At 69.7% G+C, this 19,590-nt stretch carries 23 protein-coding genes and 1 tRNA gene; 15 read left to right on the top strand and 9 right to left on the bottom strand.

What is annotated here, in order from left to right; translation table 11 throughout:
• Nucleotides 1-189: 189 nt before the first annotated feature.
• Nucleotides 190-645, bottom strand: coding sequence for a GatB/YqeY domain-containing protein (locus ACIBHX_RS36425; RefSeq protein WP_397071982.1), 456 nt, complete (start codon nucleotides 643-645; stop codon nucleotides 190-192).
• Between the two features lie 60 nt (nucleotides 646-705).
• On the opposite strand from ACIBHX_RS36425, the gene ACIBHX_RS36420 reads away from it, so the two are divergent.
• Nucleotides 706-1,599: a metallophosphoesterase gene (locus ACIBHX_RS36420; RefSeq protein WP_397071981.1), complete on the top strand. Its 894-nt coding sequence runs from the start codon at nucleotides 706-708 to the stop codon at nucleotides 1,597-1,599.
• A gap of 64 nt (nucleotides 1,600-1,663) precedes the next feature.
• Nucleotides 1,664-1,737: transfer RNA gene (locus ACIBHX_RS36415), tRNA-Pro, on the top strand.
• Nucleotides 1,738-2,096: 359 nt separating this feature from the next.
• On the opposite strand, the gene ACIBHX_RS36410 is transcribed toward ACIBHX_RS36415, so the two are convergent.
• The 7 genes from ACIBHX_RS36410 to ACIBHX_RS36380 form a co-directional block, all read right to left on the bottom strand.
• Nucleotides 2,097-2,441 carry an Arm DNA-binding domain-containing protein gene (locus tag ACIBHX_RS36410; protein ID WP_397071980.1) on the bottom strand — a complete coding sequence of 115 codons (345 nt, stop codon included), beginning with the start codon at nucleotides 2,439-2,441 and terminating at the stop codon, nucleotides 2,097-2,099.
• Complete coding sequence (locus tag ACIBHX_RS36405; RefSeq protein WP_397071979.1) at nucleotides 2,441-2,608, bottom strand: helix-turn-helix domain-containing protein; 168 nt, start codon at nucleotides 2,606-2,608, stop codon at nucleotides 2,441-2,443. Before ACIBHX_RS36405 ends, ACIBHX_RS36410 begins: the two co-directional genes overlap by 1 nt.
• 653 nt (nucleotides 2,609-3,261) lie before the next feature.
• Complete coding sequence (locus ACIBHX_RS36400) at nucleotides 3,262-3,864, bottom strand: hypothetical protein (RefSeq protein ID WP_397071978.1); 603 nt, start codon at nucleotides 3,862-3,864, stop codon at nucleotides 3,262-3,264.
• An 11-nt stretch (nucleotides 3,865-3,875) separates the two neighbouring features.
• Nucleotides 3,876-4,880: a papain-like cysteine protease family protein gene (locus ACIBHX_RS36395; RefSeq protein ID WP_397071977.1), complete on the bottom strand. Its 1,005-nt coding sequence runs from the start codon at nucleotides 4,878-4,880 to the stop codon at nucleotides 3,876-3,878.
• Nucleotides 4,881-5,189: 309 nt separating this feature from the next.
• Complete coding sequence (locus tag ACIBHX_RS36390; RefSeq protein WP_397071976.1) at nucleotides 5,190-5,849, bottom strand: hypothetical protein; 660 nt, start codon at nucleotides 5,847-5,849, stop codon at nucleotides 5,190-5,192.
• 387 nt (nucleotides 5,850-6,236) lie between these two features.
• Nucleotides 6,237-6,677, bottom strand: a complete 441-nt coding sequence (locus tag ACIBHX_RS36385; RefSeq protein ID WP_397071975.1) for a hypothetical protein — start codon at nucleotides 6,675-6,677, stop codon at nucleotides 6,237-6,239.
• Nucleotides 6,678-6,735: 58 nt separating this feature from the next.
• The gene (locus ACIBHX_RS36380; RefSeq protein ID WP_397071974.1) at nucleotides 6,736-7,398 is read right to left on the bottom strand and encodes a TetR/AcrR family transcriptional regulator C-terminal domain-containing protein; all 663 of its coding nucleotides are present in this window, start codon (nucleotides 7,396-7,398) and stop codon (nucleotides 6,736-6,738) included.
• An 83-nt stretch (nucleotides 7,399-7,481) separates the two neighbouring features.
• On the opposite strand from ACIBHX_RS36380, the gene ACIBHX_RS36375 reads away from it, so the two are divergent.
• Both ACIBHX_RS36375 and ACIBHX_RS36370 read left to right on the top strand, forming a co-directional pair.
• On the top strand, nucleotides 7,482-8,006 hold the full coding sequence (locus ACIBHX_RS36375) for a hypothetical protein (RefSeq protein ID WP_397071973.1): 525 nt from the start codon (nucleotides 7,482-7,484) through the stop codon (nucleotides 8,004-8,006).
• A 38-nt stretch (nucleotides 8,007-8,044) separates the two neighbouring features.
• The gene (locus tag ACIBHX_RS36370; RefSeq protein WP_397071972.1) at nucleotides 8,045-8,293 is read left to right on the top strand and encodes a hypothetical protein; all 249 of its coding nucleotides are present in this window, start codon (nucleotides 8,045-8,047) and stop codon (nucleotides 8,291-8,293) included.
• Between the two features lie 3 nt (nucleotides 8,294-8,296).
• On the opposite strand, the gene ACIBHX_RS36365 is transcribed toward ACIBHX_RS36370, so the two are convergent.
• Nucleotides 8,297-9,850: a CocE/NonD family hydrolase gene (locus ACIBHX_RS36365; RefSeq protein ID WP_397071971.1), complete on the bottom strand. Its 1,554-nt coding sequence runs from the start codon at nucleotides 9,848-9,850 to the stop codon at nucleotides 8,297-8,299.
• Nucleotides 9,851-9,907: 57 nt separating this feature from the next.
• On the opposite strand from ACIBHX_RS36365, the gene ACIBHX_RS36360 reads away from it, so the two are divergent.
• From ACIBHX_RS36360 to ACIBHX_RS36310, 11 genes are all read left to right on the top strand, one after another.
• Nucleotides 9,908-10,402 (top strand): SigE family RNA polymerase sigma factor, encoded by a 495-nt coding sequence (locus tag ACIBHX_RS36360; RefSeq protein ID WP_397071970.1) that lies wholly within the window; start codon nucleotides 9,908-9,910, stop codon nucleotides 10,400-10,402.
• Entirely contained in the window at nucleotides 10,395-11,495 is a 1,101-nt protein-coding gene (locus ACIBHX_RS36355) for a hypothetical protein (protein WP_397071969.1), read from the top strand. Before ACIBHX_RS36360 ends, ACIBHX_RS36355 begins: the two co-directional genes overlap by 8 nt.
• Nucleotides 11,496-11,521: 26 nt before the next feature.
• Nucleotides 11,522-11,854, top strand: coding sequence for a hypothetical protein (locus tag ACIBHX_RS36350; protein ID WP_397071968.1), 333 nt, complete (start codon nucleotides 11,522-11,524; stop codon nucleotides 11,852-11,854).
• 124 nt (nucleotides 11,855-11,978) lie between these two features.
• Nucleotides 11,979-13,598 carry a TIGR04028 family ABC transporter substrate-binding protein gene (locus tag ACIBHX_RS36345; RefSeq protein WP_397071967.1) on the top strand — a complete coding sequence of 540 codons (1,620 nt, stop codon included), beginning with the start codon at nucleotides 11,979-11,981 and terminating at the stop codon, nucleotides 13,596-13,598.
• Nucleotides 13,583-14,515: an ABC transporter permease gene (locus ACIBHX_RS36340; protein ID WP_397071966.1), complete on the top strand. Its 933-nt coding sequence runs from the start codon at nucleotides 13,583-13,585 to the stop codon at nucleotides 14,513-14,515. The genes ACIBHX_RS36345 and ACIBHX_RS36340 overlap by 16 nt, the downstream gene beginning before the upstream one ends.
• Nucleotides 14,512-15,303 (top strand): ABC transporter permease, encoded by a 792-nt coding sequence (locus ACIBHX_RS36335; protein WP_397071965.1) that lies wholly within the window; start codon nucleotides 14,512-14,514, stop codon nucleotides 15,301-15,303. Before ACIBHX_RS36340 ends, ACIBHX_RS36335 begins: the two co-directional genes overlap by 4 nt.
• Nucleotides 15,300-16,838 (top strand): dipeptide ABC transporter ATP-binding protein, encoded by a 1,539-nt coding sequence (locus ACIBHX_RS36330; RefSeq protein ID WP_397071964.1) that lies wholly within the window; start codon nucleotides 15,300-15,302, stop codon nucleotides 16,836-16,838. The genes ACIBHX_RS36335 and ACIBHX_RS36330 overlap by 4 nt, the downstream gene beginning before the upstream one ends.
• Nucleotides 16,835-17,833 (top strand): putative FMN-dependent luciferase-like monooxygenase, encoded by a 999-nt coding sequence (locus ACIBHX_RS36325; RefSeq protein WP_397071963.1) that lies wholly within the window; start codon nucleotides 16,835-16,837, stop codon nucleotides 17,831-17,833. Before ACIBHX_RS36330 ends, ACIBHX_RS36325 begins: the two co-directional genes overlap by 4 nt.
• Entirely contained in the window at nucleotides 17,830-18,393 is a 564-nt protein-coding gene (locus tag ACIBHX_RS36320; protein ID WP_397071962.1) for a CMD domain protein, read from the top strand. The genes ACIBHX_RS36325 and ACIBHX_RS36320 overlap by 4 nt, the downstream gene beginning before the upstream one ends.
• A complete protein-coding gene (locus ACIBHX_RS36315; RefSeq protein ID WP_397071961.1) occupies nucleotides 18,390-18,935 on the top strand; it encodes an alkylhydroperoxidase domain protein in 546 nt (181 codons plus the stop codon). The genes ACIBHX_RS36320 and ACIBHX_RS36315 overlap by 4 nt, the downstream gene beginning before the upstream one ends.
• The gene (locus ACIBHX_RS36310) at nucleotides 18,932-19,543 is read left to right on the top strand and encodes a VOC family protein (RefSeq protein WP_397071960.1); all 612 of its coding nucleotides are present in this window, start codon (nucleotides 18,932-18,934) and stop codon (nucleotides 19,541-19,543) included. Before ACIBHX_RS36315 ends, ACIBHX_RS36310 begins: the two co-directional genes overlap by 4 nt.
• The last annotated feature ends 47 nt before the right edge of the window (nucleotides 19,544-19,590 follow it).

Raw genomic sequence — 19,590 nt, 5'->3', positions numbered from 1 at the left:
CGACGCGAAAGGCCTCCGCTTTCCGCGGAGGCCTTCTCTCTTCTCTACGGCGGGCCTGTGATCGAACCACCTGGGTGGCCTACCGTGCGCTCGTCACGGCGAGCGAGCCGTGAGCCCTCACGACCGGCCAGGACAGAGGCCCGCTGACGTCGGCGCGTGCGCGGTGGGGTGGCTTGCCGTACCTCCGCGTCAAGCGGAAAGCCGCGCACGGACGATAGCCGCCACCCTGCCTCCCTCGGCGCGGCCGGCGACCTTGGGGTTGACGGCCTTCATGACCTGGCCCATGGCCTGCGGGCCGGAGGCGCCCGTCTCGGCGATGGCCTCGTCCACCAGCTTGCCGAGCTCATCGTCGGACAGCTGGGCGGGCAGGTACTCCTCCAGTACCGCCTGCTCGTCGAGCTCGGCCTGGGCCTGCTCGGTGCGACCGGCGTTGCCGAACGCCTCCGCGGCCTCGCGGCGCTTCTTGGCCTCCTTGGTCAGCACCTTGACGACCTCGTCGTCGGACAGCTGCCTGGCCTCCTTGCCCGCGACCTCCTCCACGTTGATGGCGGCCAGGGCCATGCGGATCGTGCGGAGCCGGAGCTCGTCCTTGGCCTTCAACGAGACCGTCAGGTCGGCCTTCAGCTTGTCCTTCAATGCGCTCATGCGGTCCATCTTGCCGCGTGACCGGACCCCTTCGTGCCGGATGTCAGGCATCATGAGTGGGTGAGGAAAGCCGTAGCTGTGCCTTTGTCCCTGCTCGGTCTCGGCGTGGCCGGGCTGGGCTACGCCTCCGTCATCGAGCGCAACACCTTCCGGCTGCGCCGATTCGACGTGCCCGTGCTGGCCAGGGGGCAGCGTCCCGTGCGCATTCTCCACCTGTCGGACCTGCATCTGACGCCGCGCAGGACCATGCTGATCAACTGGGTCCGCTCGCTCGGCGCGCTCGAGCCGGACCTGGTCGTCAACACCGGCGACTCCATCGCGCACCCCGACGCGGTTCCCTCACTGCTGCACGCGCTCGAGCCGCTCCTGTCGCGCCCCGGCCTGTTCGTGTACGGGTCCAACGACCTCTACGCGCCCAAGCCCAAAAACCCGGTGCGCTACCTGTACCGCACCTCCAAGACCAACCGCCGCCAGCACGTGCCCACGCTGCCGTGGGAGGAGCTCGGCGCCGGCATGGCGGCCGAGGGCTGGCTCGACATGAACAACACCACCGCCAACGTCAAGGTCGGCGACCTCGACGTCGCGGTGGCGGGCATCCACGACTCCCACATCGACCGCGACCGCTACGACCTGGTGGCCGGCCCCGCCCCCGCCGACGCGGACCTCCGATTGGGCGTCATGCACTCCCCCGAGCCTCGCAACCTCACCCGCTTCGCCGCCGACGGCTACCAGCTCCTGCTCGCCGGCCACACGCACGGCGGGCAGCTCTGCATCCCCTTCTACGGCGCCCTCGTCACCAACTGCGGCCTCGACCGGGCACGCGTCAAGGGCCTGCACCGCCACGACTCGGCCTGGCTGCACGTCTCGGCCGGGCTCGGCACCTCGCCCTACGCCCCGGTCCGCTTCGCCTGCTACCCGGAGGCGTCCCTGCTGACCCTCGTTCCCCGGCGCTGAGGCGGTCACAAGTACCGCCGGAGTCCGCTAGACTTTCCCAAGCACGCGCAAGTAGGGCGTGCACCGGGGTGTAGCGCAGCTTGGCAGCGCGCTTCGTTCGGGACGAAGAGGTCGTGGGTTCAAATCCCGCCACCCCGACAGGTTTTCGCCAGGTAGAGGGCTTGATCCGCTAAGCGGGTCAGGCCCTTTTCCGTATCTGGAAGTCGATAGGAGCCAATCGGGGAGCCACCTCACTCGGACTCAACCCGTCGGCTTGTCGCCGAAGATTGTGTTCATGGTGTGGGCGCCCTTGGTGATCACCGGCTTGAGCTGGTGCCGGTAGACCGCTTCCGTGACGCTGGCGTGACAGCCGCATGCGCCGGCTGGACATCGCGCGGGATGTCCTGATGTAGTTCCGCTCGTGGGGAATCCTTCGCTTCCTAGTCGGCGGCGACAGCGTAGGGCCGTCAACATCGCTACGATCATCGGCTTCTCGCTCATCGGTATCCGTCTCGCAGCTATCCCGCTTGGGAATCCGCTGGACCACGGCGAGGTCCTTTTCTATCCCTGCATCGCTCTCGGTCTGGCAACCGGTTGGCTTGTGAACCGGTACCGCACCGGTCCACCACGCCCTCGCAAGAAGTACCGCAAGTAGTAGCCCTCGGGGCAATGGCCAGGCCGTCTTCGTAGTCACGCAGCACTTCCTTGAGCTTGGCCTTGGCCTCGCTCTTGGTCTTGCCGCTCCCCCGCTTCACGATGCGCTTTCCGTCGGGCACGAACCCAAGGCTGGCGGTTGCGATCCAGCGCTGGCGCTTGTCGTCCCAGTGGAGACCGCCGTCTCCCCTGCTGCGTCGCTTGGTCATCAGGCTGCTTCCTCTGCTTCCTTTTCGAGTAGGGCGATGTAGGCGCGAATGCCGTTGGGCGTGATGAGGCGGGCGCGTCCCTGCGTGACTGATGGAAGGCGTCCCGTCCGGATCTGGTCGTAGATCACCGTGCGGCTCATGCGGAGAAGCCGCATCGCGTCGGTCACGCGGTAGAGCTGGGTGTCGTCGAGCCGGATCCTCTTCCGTTGAGGCTTCTCCTCATCGGCAGGGACGGAGGGTACGGCTGTCGAGGTGCGATGTCCCTGCGGGTCCGGCCGCATCGGACCTGTTCAATACCGGTCCGGGGACTTGCGGGACGCCGGGGACGCTTCCGGGAGCCCCCATCCCTGGGAGGCGGTAGCGTCCGGCGGCGTCGGCACAGAGTTGGCTGTCGTTGGCCATGCGCTGACATGCCTTCTTGACGGTCTCGTACGGCATGGCCAGCGCTTCGGCGATGACGGGTGCTGGCGGAGATGGCGCATGATGGCCGCGCGGGTGGCTCCGAGGGTGTGATCCTCGGGCGGGAGATCCTTCGGAGGGACGCGGGGGCGGAGAGAGTGTCTGAGGGGCCTCGGAGATTCCGGACAGCGTCTGCTGCTCTGACTTACGCTGCGGTTCGTGCTCCAGCGCGACGGGCGACCATGCTCGGCCTGGTGAGGCCTGGTCCGCACGTAGCACCAGTGCTGTGGACGCTTCGTCGTGGTCGCGAGTATGACCTGCGAACCACATGGAACGGCCAATGGCGGCAACCCAGCGGCCTTCAGACCACTGTCGTCACTGGCCGTTCCGTTGTTGCTCAGCCGAGTCCGGCTTCGATCTGTCAGGGAGTGGGCGGTTCCGCAGCCCCGGGCCGGTGGGGTGCAGCCGCCGAGCGGGCGCGGGCCTGCCGGGCGAGGTCGCCGAACAGTTGCGCCGGCGGCACGATCTGGCCCTCCTTGCCGATCGGTGAGGGCGCCAGCGGTACCAGCAGGTCGGTGGCCGGTGAGTGCAGCCACAGCGCCATCAGGTACAGCGAGGGGATCCGCAGCAGCCGTAGCTCGAATGGGCCCTTCTCCACTTGCGGCAGCGCCCGGGCGGCCTGTACGGCGGTGGCGGTGGCGCCCACGAACCGGCCCTCGGTGAACTGCGCCGGCTGCGGGGTGCCGTCCGGGGCCTGTGTGGTCTCGGCGCTGGCGATCACGTCTCCGCCGGCTGTGACCAGGTAGCGCCAGCCCACCGGCTGGGCTGCGTCCAGGCCGGCGCCGGACTCGATGTCGTCGAGTCCGATCGTGAAGACCTGGTGCGGAGTGGATACCTCGAGCTGGTCCCGTTCGGCGAGGCGCAACGCCTGGGTGGAGAACCGGGAGTCGCCGGCCAGCGCGCGGAGCTTGGACTGGACTGTCTCGGGGACGCCGGCCGGGGGAGCAGGCATGTGCAGTGGCATTGGCTTTCTCCTTACCGCTGGGTCCGGTAGGTGTGGGTCCAGGTTCCCGCACCCTGGTAGTTGTTGCGGAAGGTGTCGTACGGCACGTCGGAGTCGCCGGCCCAGGGATCGGCCACGCTGACGTACTCGACCCCGTTGGCGTCGTGGAAGCGTCCGCGTACGACCACGGCGTGGCCGCCGCCGCCGGCCCATCCGATACGTACCCCGATCGGGCTGGTCGCCAGCAGTTCGGCGCGGATTTGGTCGAGGCTCAGTGCGCCCGCTAAGACGTCACGGAAATGCCCGACCCGGGTCAGCGCCGTGTTCACGAACCATGGCTGGTTGCAGCTGTTGGCATCGGATGCGGCCGGGCCGCAACAGGTGTTGAGGCCGCGCTCGGCGTTGACCAGCGAACACTGGGTCCACGCGGTGGCCGGGTCGTAGAAGACCGCGACGCTGACCGAGGTGGCCGACCAGCACCATTGGGTCTGCTGCTGGTGCTGCATCGCGAAGTTGAGGCGCTGATCGCCCAGGGCGAGGAAGAACTTCTCGTACGGCCCGGGGCTGCCGTACTGGCAGTTGACCGTTCCACCGCCGGGGCCGGTGTAGGAGGTCACCGCAGAGCCGTCCATCCGCAGGTACACGTTGGGGAAGGCGGCCGACTCCAGCGCGACCGAACCGTCGGCCTGGTCGCGTACTCGGTACTTCTCCCAAGGCCCGGCGCCGCCGTACTGGCAGTTGACCCTCCCGCTGCCCGGGGCGGTGAAGGAGGTCACGCCAGAGCCGTTCATGCGCAGGTGAACCTTCGGGAAGGCGACCGACTCCAGCGCGACCGAACCGTCGGCCTGGCTGTGGACCCGGTAGCTCTCCCATGGACTTGGGGGACCGTACTGGCCGTTGACTGTTCCGCTGCCGTCGTCGGTGGCGGTGGTCACCGCAGAGCCGTCCATGCGTAGATGCACGTTGGGAAAGGCTGCGGACTGGATCGTGATCGGCGTGTCCCCGAGTGCTGCCAGATCGGCTGCCTTCAGCGCCATGATCGCCTCCCTTTTCCTGGATGGAAATTGCCGCTCGGGTGGGTGGAACGGGTCTCACTAGGCGAGGAAGAACCGGGCACTGCGGGAAACCCTGGCAGGCAGGCGCAGCGACCCCGCTCGTCCTCACGGTGTGGCCTCCCCAGCATCCGCCGACCCGGCCGCCGGGTCACCAGCCGGACCCTGTCCATCTCCGGACACCTGCGCGGTGACGGTGACCACCGGGGCGTGCGCGGGCCCCGCTCCTGCTGTTCCCAGATGCCAGGCATAGAGCGGGCGACGTGCTGAGACAAGGTGTCGGAGGCCTGACCTCTACGAGAACGGGTCCATGTACGGGCGGTCTTTCACCCGGTCATAGATGCGGCGCAACCACGGCTGCCGAACCGACGCCAGTCGCTCTAGTGTGCTGAGGAACACCCGCCCATCAGGACGGAAGGGACTGTGCGGCAGCAGCGGCGGATCATCACGGCGAACGCTTGCAGGCATCCCGTACGCCGCCGGGATGAGCCGCCGATCATCGTTGAAGGCCATGTACGTCCATACGTCCGCGGCCAGCGGCACCACCGCTCCTGCGTCGCACGGCCATACCGCACCGGTCTGCGGATGCCGCGGCACCAGGGCGATGTCCGTGATCGCGGCGGACAGGCCGGGCCCGGCCAGGACGAGGTGTCGTTCCGGTGGCCCCGGAGGGAGCAGACTGTCGATCGCCCGGCGAAACGCCTCTGCGACCGGCCCTTCAGGGACGGACACGCGCTTACCATCCGAGACCGCCAGCAGGTGCGCCAGTGCCACCGCGACCGCGGCCTCCCACAGCGGGCTCCAGAAACCAGGCGGATCAACGGGCGGCGCGCTCGGCAGCTCCGCCCAGTCAATCACCCGCTGGACGGGGCCATCGACTGCGACAGGACACACGGCGCCCGGCTCCAGCCACACCACCTGCCAGAACCCGCAGTCGTCGATGCGGGTCGCCACCGGACAGCCGCACCCCGCGCACGCCAGGTTGGGACCGTACTGCCCGTCCCAGCCACAGCAGCAGCCACCTAACCGCTCCGGGATGAAGATGGTTCCGCGGACGTCGCCCGGCGCGATCCCGATCCTGTTCGGGGGGCCCGAGATGCTGTATGTCAGCAGTCGGACGCCATGCTCTTGCGGCTCGGGCTTCAATGGTTCCCAAGGCCGGCCGTCTCCAGGGTCCACCACGTACGTTCCTGGCTCCAGAAGACCGGGGAGAAGGCCATGGCCGTACTTCTGGCGAGAATGGTCGGGAAGCACCACCCGCGCCACCCTCTCGGTCGTCACGGCGCCGCACCCCGCACAGGCGAAAACGACCAAGCAGCCTCCTTCGTCGGAACAATGCGATCATGGTGGCACAAAACCTCGATGTCGCTGTGCCGCAGGATCTGCCGTACGGACAGGTCCGCCGGAGAGCATCTGGAACGGGAGGTGCAGGCGGTCGACGACCTCCTGCTGGTAGTCCGTGTCCTGGCTGGACAGGCCGTACACCGCCGAAGCCCCGGCGGCCAGCAGGTCCTGGTGGTGGTCGCGGAAGCCGCATGCCTCCGGCGTGCAGCCGCGGGCCCCTGGGATCGCGTCCCAGCCCTCGGGCATGTCGACGCCGGGGCGGCCGGTGAGGGGATAGATGTACAGGACGGTACGGCCGGGGCCGAGCGCGTCGAAGGACACGGAGAGGCCGGCCGTAGCGGGGAACCCGAGGTGCGGCAGCCGGGTGCCGGGCAGGTGGTCGGCGGCGCCGTCGTCCTCGGGGACGGGCAGGTCGGCGGGAAGCGAGAGGTAGGTCATCGGCTCCTCCTGGAGATGGCGGCCTCGTGTATCCGCGTGCCTCTCATCACCTGCGACGCTAACCCTTGCCTCTGAGGGCGGAGTCAAGGCCGTCGAGGATCGTCTTCAGCCCGAACTCGAAGGGGTCCTGCCCGTCGTCCATGGCGGTGGCGCGGGCGCGCAGCCTGGGGTACTGCTGCGCGATCTCGGTGATCTGCGCGATGGTGTCGCGCACCTGCTGCTCCTCGTCGGCCCCGGTACGGCGCAGCCGAGCCCGCCAGGCCGACTCCGCCGCCTCGCCCTGGGCGGCGCCGATGGCGAACATCAGGACCGTGGCGGCGGCCTGGTCGGCGTCACCGCCGGAGAAGCCGGCGCTCTCGTAGACGGTCAGGCAGTGCTCGTCGTAGCGGGCCTTGTTGGGGCCGTAGATGAGGTGCGTGCTCATGGCGGGGATCAGCCAGAAGTGCCGGGTGATCATCGCGTGGGCGCCCCTGGCCAGCGCGGCGGCGGCCTCCCGCCAGCCGAGCGCGTCGAGGTCCGGCAGCTCGATCTCGCCGAAGACGTGGTCGGCGGCCAGCACGACGAGCGTGTCCTTGCCCTTGACGTGGTGGTACATCGCTGTCGCCGCCGAGCCCAGCTGGGCGCCCAGGCGCCGCATGTTCAGCCCGTTGACGCCCTCGGCGTCCAGGACCTCGACGGCGGCACGGACGATCTGGCCCCTGGTGAGGGTGTCACGCGGCATGGTCCCAGGATATCGAGCAGCACTTGCACTTAGTTCAAATCGATGCCTACATTTGCACTAAGTTCAAATCCAGAGGAGCCGTCGTGAAGAAGGTCATCGCCGCCGCCACCGTGCAACTGCTGACCGTGGTGCCGTTCCTGCTCGGCACCTTCGTCGTGCTGACCTACGGCGCCGGCGCGGAGCGGGCAGCCGAGGCGGAGGTCGTCAGGCAGGGGTTCCCCGCCGGGATCCTGGCCGAGAACGGCGTCAGCTTCGGCGGGAGCGAGGGGCTGGCCATCGTGCTCGCCCTGATCCTGGTGGTCCTCGCGCTGCTCAACCTGGCAGGCAAGCGGATCGGCCCGATCCTGTCGTGGATCTTCCAGCCCGTCCTGCTCGTCATGGGCGTCGTCATCATCCCGAGCCAGCTGTTCACGGAGAAGCTCCTGGCGCAGGTGCCGGCGTTCGCCCGTCTCGACGTGCACGCCCTGGTCGAGGCGGCCTCCGGCGTCATGCCCGGCTGGCTGCCCTACGCCACCGTGGCCAAGCTCGTCCTGACCACAGCCGGATCCGTCGCGGTGATCGTGCTGCTCGCCCTCCCATCGTCGCGAAGGGAGTTTCACACTCCGTGAACGGGTAACGGGACCTGTTAGGAAGGGGTGGACTGGCCATGCTGCTCATCGATCGTGAATGCGTCCGGCGGCTGCTCGAGGCCACGGATCCCGATGCCGTCCTGATGTTCGTCGAGGGCGAGTGCCTGGTCGTCCCCGCGGCGCGGGTGGACGAGGCGCACCGGAGCCTGGTCGTCGTTCATCGCACGGACGTGGCCAAGCTGCTTCCTGGCGAGGACTTCACCGATGACGACCTCGACCAGGTCGCGAGTCGCCTGGACAACGTCGTACGGGACCTCGGAGCGTGAACCTCACGAGGCCTCCGGGATGACGAAGCAGGAGGCGTGCATCATCTCCTGCTCCGCGACCGCCGAACGGGCAGCGGTCGCCAGCGGCTCCCCCGTGCCCGGATTGCGCGCTACATGAGGGTGCGCGCCGCTGGAGATCTGGAAGCGGAGCCGGTGACCCCTGCGGAAGCGGTGCGCGGCCGGCCTCAGCCGGATCACGACCTCCTCCTGGTGGTCGTCGAGCCGGACGATCCCCTCGGTCACGTTCGTCGAGACGCCTGACGGGTCCACGTCGCAGAGCCGTACGAAGAAGTCCGTGTGCGCCAGCGAGGAGCGGACCCGCAGCTCGGCGCGGACCTCGCCGATCACCTCCAGGTCGCCCGCGAGCGGCTCGCCCGTGTAGACCAGCACGTCGGGGCGGGCCTCCAGCGGCCGGTTGTCCACCGGCAGGCCCTTGTCGTAGAGCGTCGGGCCGCCGATCGAGGGCGTCGGGTCGTCGGGGTCGTACCGGTAGCGGTCGGAGGTGTCGCCGGGGCGCTCCGACAGCCTGCCTCCGGGGGCCGGATGCCAGCGCCGCCCGGTCGAGGGCGGCGGCCATTCCCGCAGGTCGCGCCAGCCGCCACCGCCGGTCACGTTGATCCGCACCGGCCGCTCCCGCAGCGCGCCCGGCTCATCGAGCAGGTGCGCGCGGAACCAGCGCAGCGACTCGCCGACCATGATCATCATGGCTTCGATGGGGGCGCCGTGACTCCACGGGCCGATGGTCAGGTACGGCTGCCGCCCCGCGGCCTTCATGTCGGCGTAGTCGCGCAACTGCTCGGGCAGGAACAGGTCGTACCAGCCGGTTATGGTCTGGACGGGCGCGGCGGGGATCCTGCGGTGGTCGATGGCGGCCCAGTAGGCGGGATCCCGGTCGAGCCAGGTCTGGTAGTACGGGATCGGGTGGCCGACCATCATCCCGTCGAGGTCGCCGAGGGGCAGCTCGCCGTACATCTGCTCGAGCCGGCGTCTGGTGAACGGCGAGCGCAGCGCGTTCAGCGGGCGCTCCTGGAGGGCGGTGCTGACCGCCCAGCCGAGCGCGTCGCCGAGCGCGAAGCCGCCGCCCAGGTAGAAGTGGTCCTCGAAGGAGGCCGCGGTGACCTGCATGGACATGGCCTTGATCTCGGGCGCGTCGGCGATCGCCCACTGGGTGAAGCCCAGATAGCTGGCACCCCACGTGGCCAGCTTGCCGCCGTACCAGGGCTGCTTGACGAGCCAGTCGATCGTGGCCAGCCCGTCGCTCCGCTCGTGCACGAAAGGCTCGAACCGCCCATCCGAGCCGGAGGTCCCGCGCGTGCTCTGCACGAGTACCTGGAATCCCCGCTCCGCGAACAGCGTGGGGATCACGGAGAACGCCCCTGACCTGCCGTACGGTGTCCGGACAAGGATCACCGGTGCGCCCGGCTCCCCGTAGCGGTCGGCGAGCAGCACGGCGCCGTCGGGCATCGGAACCTTCACCCCTCGATCGGCGAACACCTTGTAGGTACGAGCACGAGGCAGGCGGTAGCGCCAGGCCAGGAGGCGGGTGATCAGGCTCATGTCCAGAGTCTGCCTTTTCGAGTCAACCCCTCGCGTCGGTGATGTGTCCTTGGGGAGGTGAACGATCCGACGTTCGAGAGTTTCGTGACGCAGCGCCTGCCGGCCCTGTTCCGGTACGCGCTCGCGCTCACCCGGGACCGGCATGACGCGGAGGACCTGGTGCAGGAGGCGTTGACGCGGACGGGGGCGCGGTGGCGGTCGGTGCGGCGCAAGGACGACCCGGAGGGGTACGTCCGCACGGCGATGCTGCGCCTGCTGACCAACCGGCGCAGGCGCAGGATGCGGGAGGTGAGCGTGGCCGCGCCGCCGGAGCCCTCGCTCGAGGACGCGGCGGTGGACCGGCTGCTGTCCGACGCGAGCCTGCGCACGCGGGTGGCCGCGCTGCCGCCCCGGATGCGGGCCGTGCTGGTGCTGCGCTACGTCGAGGAACGCAGCGAGCAGGAGATCGCCCAGCTGCTCGGATGCAGCAAGGGGACCGTCAAGAGCCAGGCCTCCAGGGCGCTGGCCAGACTTCGCGACGCGCTCGACACACAGGAGGTGGAGCATGGATGACCTGGAGCAGCGGCTGGCCACGATCCTGCGCGAGCCGATGGACGACGACGGCGGGCCGCCGACCGAACTGACCGGCCGGATCCACCGGGCGGTCAGAGTACGGCGGGTGCGCCGGCGGGCAGCGCTGGTCGCGGCGGTGGGCGGCGTGCTGGCCCTGGCGGTGGCGGTGCCCCTCTCGCTGAGGGGCGGGGACGCTCCGACCATGGCCCACATCGGTCCCACCCGGACCGTCACCCCGATGCCCGGCAATGCGGACATCGATCAGCTGCTCGGCGATTCCACTCCCCTCCCCATGGAGCTCACGCCCCAGGCCGTCGGCACCGACGGCACTGTCGTGGGATTCTTCTCCGACCACGGGGTGCAGGCGTTCAGCGCGGACGGCGAGCTCACGGACGTGGGGATCAAGTCGGTGACCGGGCTCGGCGCCGGAGACGGCCTGATCACCTGGACCAGGAAGACCGGCAAGTCCGCCGATCAGCTGTGCAGGGCCCCCAACGACGTCGACCACGTCATCAGCCCTCAGGGCACCGACCCCGCGCGGCAGATCTGGGTCGACCACGGGGTGGTCGTCGGCAGCGACGTGATGCGCCAGCCCTGGGTCGCCAAGGGGTGCTCGGCCCCCGGCAAGGTCGCGGGGACCCTCGACGCGGTGGCGTTCTCGTATCCGACGCTGTTCCTGGTCGACGCGGCCAACGACAAGAAGCTGCTGGAGTACGACGTCGACACCGGTTACGTCACGGTCAAGCATGAGCTGCCCGAGGGGGTCCGGGTGCAGACCATGGACAAGCCGGACCAGCGCTGGTACGGCGCGGCCACCAAGGACCACTTCGCCTGGGCGGCGGACGGAGTACTCCGCCTGGCCGCCAGAAACGCCCTGGACCAGGTGATCGTCCGGATCAAGATCCCGCAATCCGCCAAGGGGGCACGCATGACCGCGGGTAACAGATTGATCGCCTACACCACGGGCACCGAGTCGGTCGTCCTCGACCCGGCCACTCTCACGACCTACCGGCTGACCGGCTCCGCGTACGCGGCCGGCGACTGGCTGGTGTGGAGTGACGGTTCCGCCTACCAGCTGTCGCGGGTTCGTTGAGCCGCCTCCGTATGCTCCTGGCCTCGGTGCTGGTAGCGATACCTCCCGTAGCCAACCACCTGACCGGTCTGCGCCCGCTGTGGACCCAGGCGCTGCCGCGCGCCGTCCTCCACCCGCTGGCGCGGGCCGGTCTGCTGGACCTCTGGCTGCTGTTCGACCTGCTCGCGGCCTCCGGCGTCCTCGGCGCCCTCGCGGTCGTCGCCCTCGCCCGCGGCGCCCGCCTCCTGGCCACCACCATGCTCGCGCTGGTCGCCGCCCTCAGCCTCGCCACCCTCCTCACGGGCACCGCCACCCACGCCCTCTGGTACGGCACGGCCTACACAGCCGCCGCCGCCCTCGCCTACCACCGCCGCCCCTAACCCGCCCCCGGGACCGTCGTTGTGAGCCAGGTCTCGGGGATTTGTCTACTAAATTGGTAGGATATTATGGTTTTATAGCTCGAGTACCACTCATCCCCGCATGCCCCGAAAGGGTTGTACGCCCATGCCTTCACCCAGACTGCGCGTCTCAGCTGCCCTGCTCGCCGCCACCGGGCTCCTGTGCGCCTGTGGCTCGACCGAGGCGTCCAGCGGCGCCAAGGCCGGTGGGCAGCCCGCGTACGGAGGCACACTGACCTACCTCGAACACCAGCCGCCGACCTGCCTCTACCTGCCCGCCGCCGGGTTCTATCCGAACGGCGGCCTGCTCAACCAGCTCACCGACAAGCTCACCTGGCAGGACCCGAAGACGCTGAAGATCGAGCCGTGGATCGCCACCAAGTGGGAGATCAACGACGACGCCACGGAGTACACCTTCCACCTGCGTGACGGCGTCACCTTCAGCGACGGCACGCCGCTGGACGCCGAGAGCGTGGCCGCCGACTTCGACGTGTACGGCAAGGGCGACACCACTCTGAAGCTGCCGCCCGCCGAGTTCGTCAACAACTACGACCATAGCCAGGTGATCGACCCGCACACGGTCAAGTTCTTCTTCAACAAGCCCTCACCGGGATTCCTGCAGGGCACCTCGGTCATCGGCGCCGGCCTGGTCTCCAAGAAGACGATCACGCTGCCCTACGAGCAGCAGTGCCAGCTCAAGAACGTCATCGGCTCAGGCCCCTTCACGGTCGCCAAGCAGGTGATCGACAAGGAGGTCGACCTGGCGGCCCGCAAGGACTACAACTGGGCGCCGCCCGCCTCCAAGCACCAGGGCCGCGCCTACCTGGACCAGATCAAGGTCATCGTCACCCCCGAGGACAACGTCCGGGTGGGCGCCCTGACCTCCGGCCAGGCGGACTTCGTCCGCTACGTCCAGGCTTATGACGAGAAGACGGTGAAGGCGGCCGGTTTCACGATCTACGCCGAACCCACCAGGGGCGTCAACAACGGCCTCTACCTCCGCCCGACGAACAGCATCCTGAGCGACGTCCGCGTCCGCCATGCGCTGCAGAAGGGCACGAACATCAAGGAGGTGGTGGACACCCTCTTCACGCCCAGCTATCCGATCGCCACCAGCGTTCTCAGCCACCTGGCACAGGGCTACACCGACCTCTCCAGCCGGCTCACCTACGACCCGGACGCGGCCAACAAGCTGCTCGACGAGGCGGGCTGGGCCACCAAGGGCTCCGACGGCATCAGGACGAAGGACGGCAAGCCACTCCAGCTCGGCGTGTTCGTCTCGGGCCCGCAGCCGCTGTCCAAGCAGACCCTGGAGCTGGTCGCCCAGCAGTGGACCAAGATCGGCGTGAAGCTGGAGATCCGCCCCGCCGACTCCGGCACCCAGGCCGTCGACATCAAGAACGCCGAGAAGACCGCCATCCAGCACGGCATGGTGGGCCGCGCCGACCAGGACGTGATCAAGAGCCACTTCTCCAAGGAGAACCGTGACGTGATCCTGTCCGACGACAAGAAGCTCGAGCAGCTGCTCGGCGAGGAGTCGTCGGAGCCGGACGTCGCCAAGCGCAACGCCAAGGTGGCCGAGATCCAGCGCTACGTGCTGGACCAGGGCTACGCGATCCCGCTGTTCGAAGAGCCCCAGGTGTACGGCGGCGCGCCGTACATCCAGGGGGTGGCCTTCGAGGCGGTGGGCAGGCCCAGCCTCTACTCGGTGTGGCTGTCGAAGTGAGGTACATGCTCGGCAGGGTCGGCCAGGCGCTGCTGGTGCTGTGGGTCGCCTTCACCGTGGGCTACGTGCTCCTGCAGCTGCTGCCGGGCGACGCGATCCTGATCAAGTTCCAGAACCCGGAGCTGGGCCTGTCACCGCAGCAGATCGCGGAGATCCGCGCCGACTACGGCAAGAACGGCGCCGGTTACCTGCACACGCTGCTCGGCTTCCTGCACGGCGACTTCGGCTACTCCATCGACACCGGCACGCCGGTGATCGAGCGGCTGGGCGAGGCGCTGCCGCAGACGGCCAAGCTGGCCTCGGCGGGCTTCGCGCTGGCCGTCGTGATCGCGGTGCTGATCGCGTTCGCGGCGAGCTACAGCAGGCCGGCCTGGATCCGGGGGGCGCTGCTGTCGGTGCCGTCGCTGTTCATCTCGGTCCCGGCGTTCTGGCTGGGCATCCTGCTGATCCAGGTGTTCTCCTTCCGGCTGCGCCTGGTGCCCGTCATCGGCGGGAGCGAGGTGCAGCAGCTGGTGCTGCCGGTGCTGACGCTCGCCGTACCGATCTCCGCGCCGATCGCGCAGGTGCTGGCGCGCAGCCTGGACCAGGTCGCCACGCAGCCGTTCGTGGCAGTCGTGGCGGCCAAGGGCGCCTCGCGTGGCTGGATCCTGTGGCGGCATGTGGCGCGCAACGCGCTGCTGCCGACGCTGACGGTGGCGGGGCTGATGTTCGGCGAGCTGATCGCGGGCTCGGTCGTGACGGAGACCGTCTTCGGGCGTACCGGCGTCGGCCGGCTGACGGAGCAGGCGGTCAACGCCCAGGACACGCCGGTGATGCTGGCCGTGGTGGTGCTCGCCACCACTTCCTTCGTGATCATCAATCTGGTCGTGGACCTGCTGTTCCCGGTGCTCGACCCCCGGCTGAAGGCGGCGACGTGAAGCGGATCGGCCTGATCGTCTCCTGGCTGGCGGTCGCTCTCGTGATCGCGTGGGCGCTGCTCCCCGGCGTGTTCACCTCCTACGACCCTCTGTCGGGCATCCCGGCGCAGAAGCTGGCGCCGCCGAGCGCCGAGCACCTGTTCGGCACCGACGCGGTCGGGCGGGACCTGTTCGCCCGCGTGGTGCACGGCTCGGTCCACTCGCTGTCGGGCGCGGTCGTCGCGGTCGCGGTCGGCCTGGTGCTGGGCACGCTGCTCGGGCTGATCGCCGGATCGACGCAGCACATCTTCGACGCGATCGTGATGCGCGTCGTGGACGTGCTGCTGTCGGTGCCGGGACTGCTCCTGGCCCTGACGGTGATCATCCTGCTCGGCCCCGGCACGGTGCACGTGGCGATCGCGGTGGGCATCGGCTCGGTGGCCGCCTTCGCCCGGCTGTCGCGCTCGGAGGTGGTGCGCGTCAGGCACACCGACTACGTGGAGGCCGCCTTCGGCAGCGGCGGGCGCTTCCTGAGCGTGCTGTGGCGGCACGTGCTGCCCAACTCGCTCGGCCCGGTGGTGGCGCTGGCCGCGCTGCAGTTCGGGGTGGCCATCCTGGCGATCTCGACGCTCGGCTTCCTCGGCTACGGCGCCGAGCCGCCCACGCCCGAGTGGGGTCTGCTGATCTCCGAGGGCCGCAACTATCTGGCCACCTCGTGGTGGCTGACGTCACTTCCGGGAATCGTCGTGGTGACGGTGGTGCTCGCCGCGAGCAGGATCAGCCGGTCGATCGCGAAGGAGGGAGCATGAGCCTGCTCGAGGTCAGAAACCTGCGGGTGTCGTACGGCGGGCGCCCCGCGGTCCGCGGCGTCTCCTTCTCCGTCGAACCCGGCGAGGTGGTCGCGGTGGTCGGCGAGTCCGGCTCGGGCAAGACGACCACCGCCCATTCGATCATCGGGCTGCTGCCGCAGAACGGGCACGTCGAGGGCGGGCAGATCCTCCTGGGTTCCGCCGACGTCACGCGCTGGCCGGACAGGCGCATGCGGTCCGTCCGCGGCGCCCAGATCGGCCTGGTCCCCCAGGACCCGTCCAACTCCCTGGACCCGGTCAAGACGATCGGCAGCCAGATCGGCGAGGTCCTGCGCATCCACAAGCAGCGGGCGGGCGTCAAGGAGCGGGTCATCGAGCTGCTCCACAGGGTGGGCCTGCCGGATCCGGAGATCCGCTTCGGGCAGTACCCGCACGAGCTGTCGGGCGGCATGCGCCAGCGCGTCCTCATCGCCGCGGCCATCGCGCTGCGGCCGCGACTGATCATCGCCGACGAGCCGACCAGCGCGCTGGACGTCACCGTGCAGCGCCGCATCCTCGACCTCATCGACGACCTCAGGCAGGAGTACGGCACGGCCGTCCTGCTGGTGACCCACGACCTCGGCGTCGCGGCGAGCCGGTCGGACCGCCTGGTCGTGATGAAGGACGGCGTGATCGAGGAGCAGGGAGAGACCGCGTCGGTGCTGGCAGCTCCGCGGGCCGAGTACACCGGGCGCCTGCTCCGCGACGCCCCCGCCCTGTCGGTGCGCGACTTCCTGATCCCGCCCGAGACGGCGGACATCGCGATCGAGGCCCGCGACCTGGTCAAGGAGTTCCGCGTCGGGCGCAAGCCGTTCCGCGCGGTGGACGGGGTGTCCTTCGAGGTACCGCGGGGCACCACGCACGCCCTGGTCGGGGAGTCGGGCTCGGGGAAGACCACCACGGCCCGCATGGTGGCCCGCTTCGCCGAGCCCACCGCGGGCACGGTCACCGTCGCAGGGGCGGAGAACGGCTTCCGCCGGCACATGCAGCTGGTCTACCAGAACCCGTTCGGGTCGCTGGATCCCCGCCAGACGATCGCGCAGATCGTGGAGGAGCCGCTGCGCAACTTCAAACTCGGCGACAGGGCCGCCCGCCGTACCCGGGTGAGGGACCTGGTCGACCAGGTCGCGCTGCCCGCGGACGTGCTCACCCGCAAGCCGCGCGAGCTGTCGGGCGGGCAGCGGCAGCGGGTGGCGATCGCCCGGGCGCTGGCCGTCGATCCCGAGGTCGTGGTGCTGGACGAGGCGGTCTCCGCGCTGGACGTGACCGTGCAGGCGCAGATCCTGGGCCTGCTGACCGAGCTGCAGCGCGACCTGGGGCTCACCTACCTGTTCATCTCCCACGACCTGGCGGTCGTCCGGCAGATCTCCCACACCGTTTCCGTCATGAACAAGGGACGCATCGTGGAATTCGGAACCACACAGCGGGTCTTCACCGACCCGCGGCACGACTACACCCGCGAGCTGCTGGCAGCGATACCGGAGGCGGTGCGATGAGGCTGGGCTTCTTCACCAGACTGCTGGACGAGGTGCCTCCCGGCGAGCGCTACCGGCTGGCCCTGGAACAGATCAAGCACGCCGAACGGGCCGGATTCGACACGGCCTGGGTGGCGCAGCACCACTTCGACGGCGAGGAGGGCGGGCTGCCCGCGCCGCTGGTGTTCCTGGCGCACGTGGCGGCGGTGACCGAGCGGATCAGGCTCTGCACCGGCATCATCACGCTGCCGCTCGAGCACCCGGTCAGGGTGGCGGAGGACACCGCGGTGCTGGACCTGCTGTCGGGCGGGCGGCTCGAGGTCGGGGTGGCCGGCGGCGGCACGCCCTCGGCGTTCGCGGCCTTCGGCCACGATCCGGCGCGGCGTCACGAGATCTACGCCGAGCACCTGAAGATCCTGCTGGACGCCTGGGCAGGGCAGGACCTGGGCGGCGGCAACCGGCTCTATCCGGCGGCCCCGCGGCTGGCGGACCGGGTCTGGGAGGCGACGTTCTCCGTCAGCGGCGGGGCCCGCGCGGGGAGGGCGGGCCACGGGCTGATGCTGTCGCGCACCCAGCCGCGGCCCGAGGACGATCCGCACGCCACGCTGGCCGAGATCCAGCGGCCGATCGTGGACGCCTACCTCGACAACCTGCCGCCCGGCGTCGAGCCGAGGATCGCGGCGAGCAGGACCGCGTTCGTGGCCGACACCAGGGCCGAGGCGCTGCGCCAGGCGGAGATCGGCCTGAGCAGACCGGCGAAGGCGGGACTGCCGCAGCCCGACGGCGGCGGCGTCGACCAGCTGATCGCGGCCTGGGACGCGCACGTCGGCACACCCGAGGACATCGTGACCAGCCTCAGCGCCGACCCGACCCTCGAACGGGTCACCGACCTGGTCTTCCAGGTCCACTCCATCGATCCCCCGCATCCGCTGATCCTGCGCTCGATCGAGCTGCTCGCGGCCGAGGTCGCGCCCGCGCTCGGCTGGGCGCCCTCCAGGGAGTTGAGCAACCGTTGAGCACCGACGTCATCGACGAGCTGGTGGGCATCGAGCCGGGATCGGCACTCGACGCGCTGCGTGCCAGGCGGCCCGAGGCCCGCGAGCACGCCCAGCGAAGCTTCGAGGCCCTCTTCACTCCGAGCGACGATGTGAGCCTGGATGAGCGGCACGCCATCGCGGCGTTCGTGACCGGCCTGCACCAGGATCCCGTGGTCGCGGAGTTCTACACCGACCGGCTGCCCGAAGAGTTCCGCGAGGTGATCGCCAAGGAGATCGAGGCGGGCAAGACCACCGGACCTTACGGGAAATATCGCGAAAAAGAGCTCAAAGCCGAGGACGTCGACGGGCCACGCTTCGACAGCCGGGTCCCCGACGAGCGGCTGGCAGCCGCTCTGACCCACACGCATCTGCTGGTGTTCCGCCCCCGCGAGGCCGGCCCGGAGGCGCTGCGGAAGCTCCAGGACGCCGGCTGGACGACCACCGGCATCGTGACGATCTCGCAGCTCGTGGCGTTCCTCAGCTTCCAGGTGCGGGTCGTGGCCGGCCTGCGCCTGCTCGAGAAGGGACCATCGGCATGACCGCCTTCACCCAGGACCAGCTCGGCTGGGAGCCGTGGCTCGAACCGCTCGCCGAGGACGAGCTCACCGACGCGCACAAGCAGGCGCTGGTCGACAAGGCCAGGGCCGGCTCGCCGTACTTCCGGCTGCTGGCGCGCGACCCGGCGATCCTGCACGCGCGGACCAAGACCGACAACGACATCTTCTACAACGCCGACGGCGGGCTGCCGCGCGCCGAGCGCGAGCTGGCGGCCACCGCGACCTCGCGCAGCAACGGCTGCGTCTTCTGCGCCTCGGTGCACTCCCGCTTCGCCTCGCACCACTCCAAGCGGACCGAGGACGTGCAGCGGCTGCTGGATGAGGGGGTGGACGCGCCGCAGGACGCACGCTGGCGAGCGATCATCGACTTCTCGGCCACGCTGACCGCCACCCCGAGCGAGCCGGACCTGCGGGCGCTGCGCGAGGCCGGACTGGACGACCTGGCCATCCTGGACGCGATCCAGGCGGCCGCCTTCTTCAACTGGGCCAACCGGCTCATGCTCTCACTGGGAGAACCCTCATGACCCTGGATCATCTCGTCTACGCGGTGCCCGACCTGGAGGCCGCGGTCGCCGACTTCGCCGAGCGGACCGGCGTGACGCCCGTCAAGGGCGGCAGCCATCCCGGCGGCACGGCGAACTACCTGGTCGGCTTCGGTCCCACGGCCTACCTGGAGATCATCGGCCCCGACCCGGACTCCGACGAGCGCCCCCGCGCCTTCGGTCTGGCCGACCTGACCGAGCCGCGCCTGACCGCCTGGGCCATCCACCCCGAGGACCTCGACGAGACGGTCCGGCAGGCCAGGCAAGCGGGCTACGACCCGGGCGAGGTGGCGCCGCTGTCGCGTCGCAAGCCCGACGGCACCCTGCTGGAGTGGCGCCTGACACGCAGGGACGACCCGGCGGCCGTGCGCCCGGTGCCGTTCCTCATCGACTGGGGCCAGACCCAGCACCCGGCCGCCTCGGGCCTGCCGGAGCTGGCGCTGGTGTCGTTCACCGCCACGCACCCGGACCCGGAGGCGCTGCGGAAGGACCTGGCCGCGGTGGGCGCCGAGCTCGAGGTGGAGCCTGGCCAGGAGGTCGGGCTGCAGGCCGTACTGGACACTCCCCAGGGGCAGGTGAGGCTGGCATGAGCACGACCTGATCCGCCATCCGCAGGACATCAAGGGGATGGTGAGTA

Source organism: Nonomuraea sp. NPDC050536 (assembly GCF_044457685.1).
GTDB lineage: Bacteria > Actinomycetota > Actinomycetes > Streptosporangiales > Streptosporangiaceae > Nonomuraea.
Note: the sequence above shows the minus strand (reverse complement) of the source record. Positions and strands in the feature narration are given on the sequence as shown.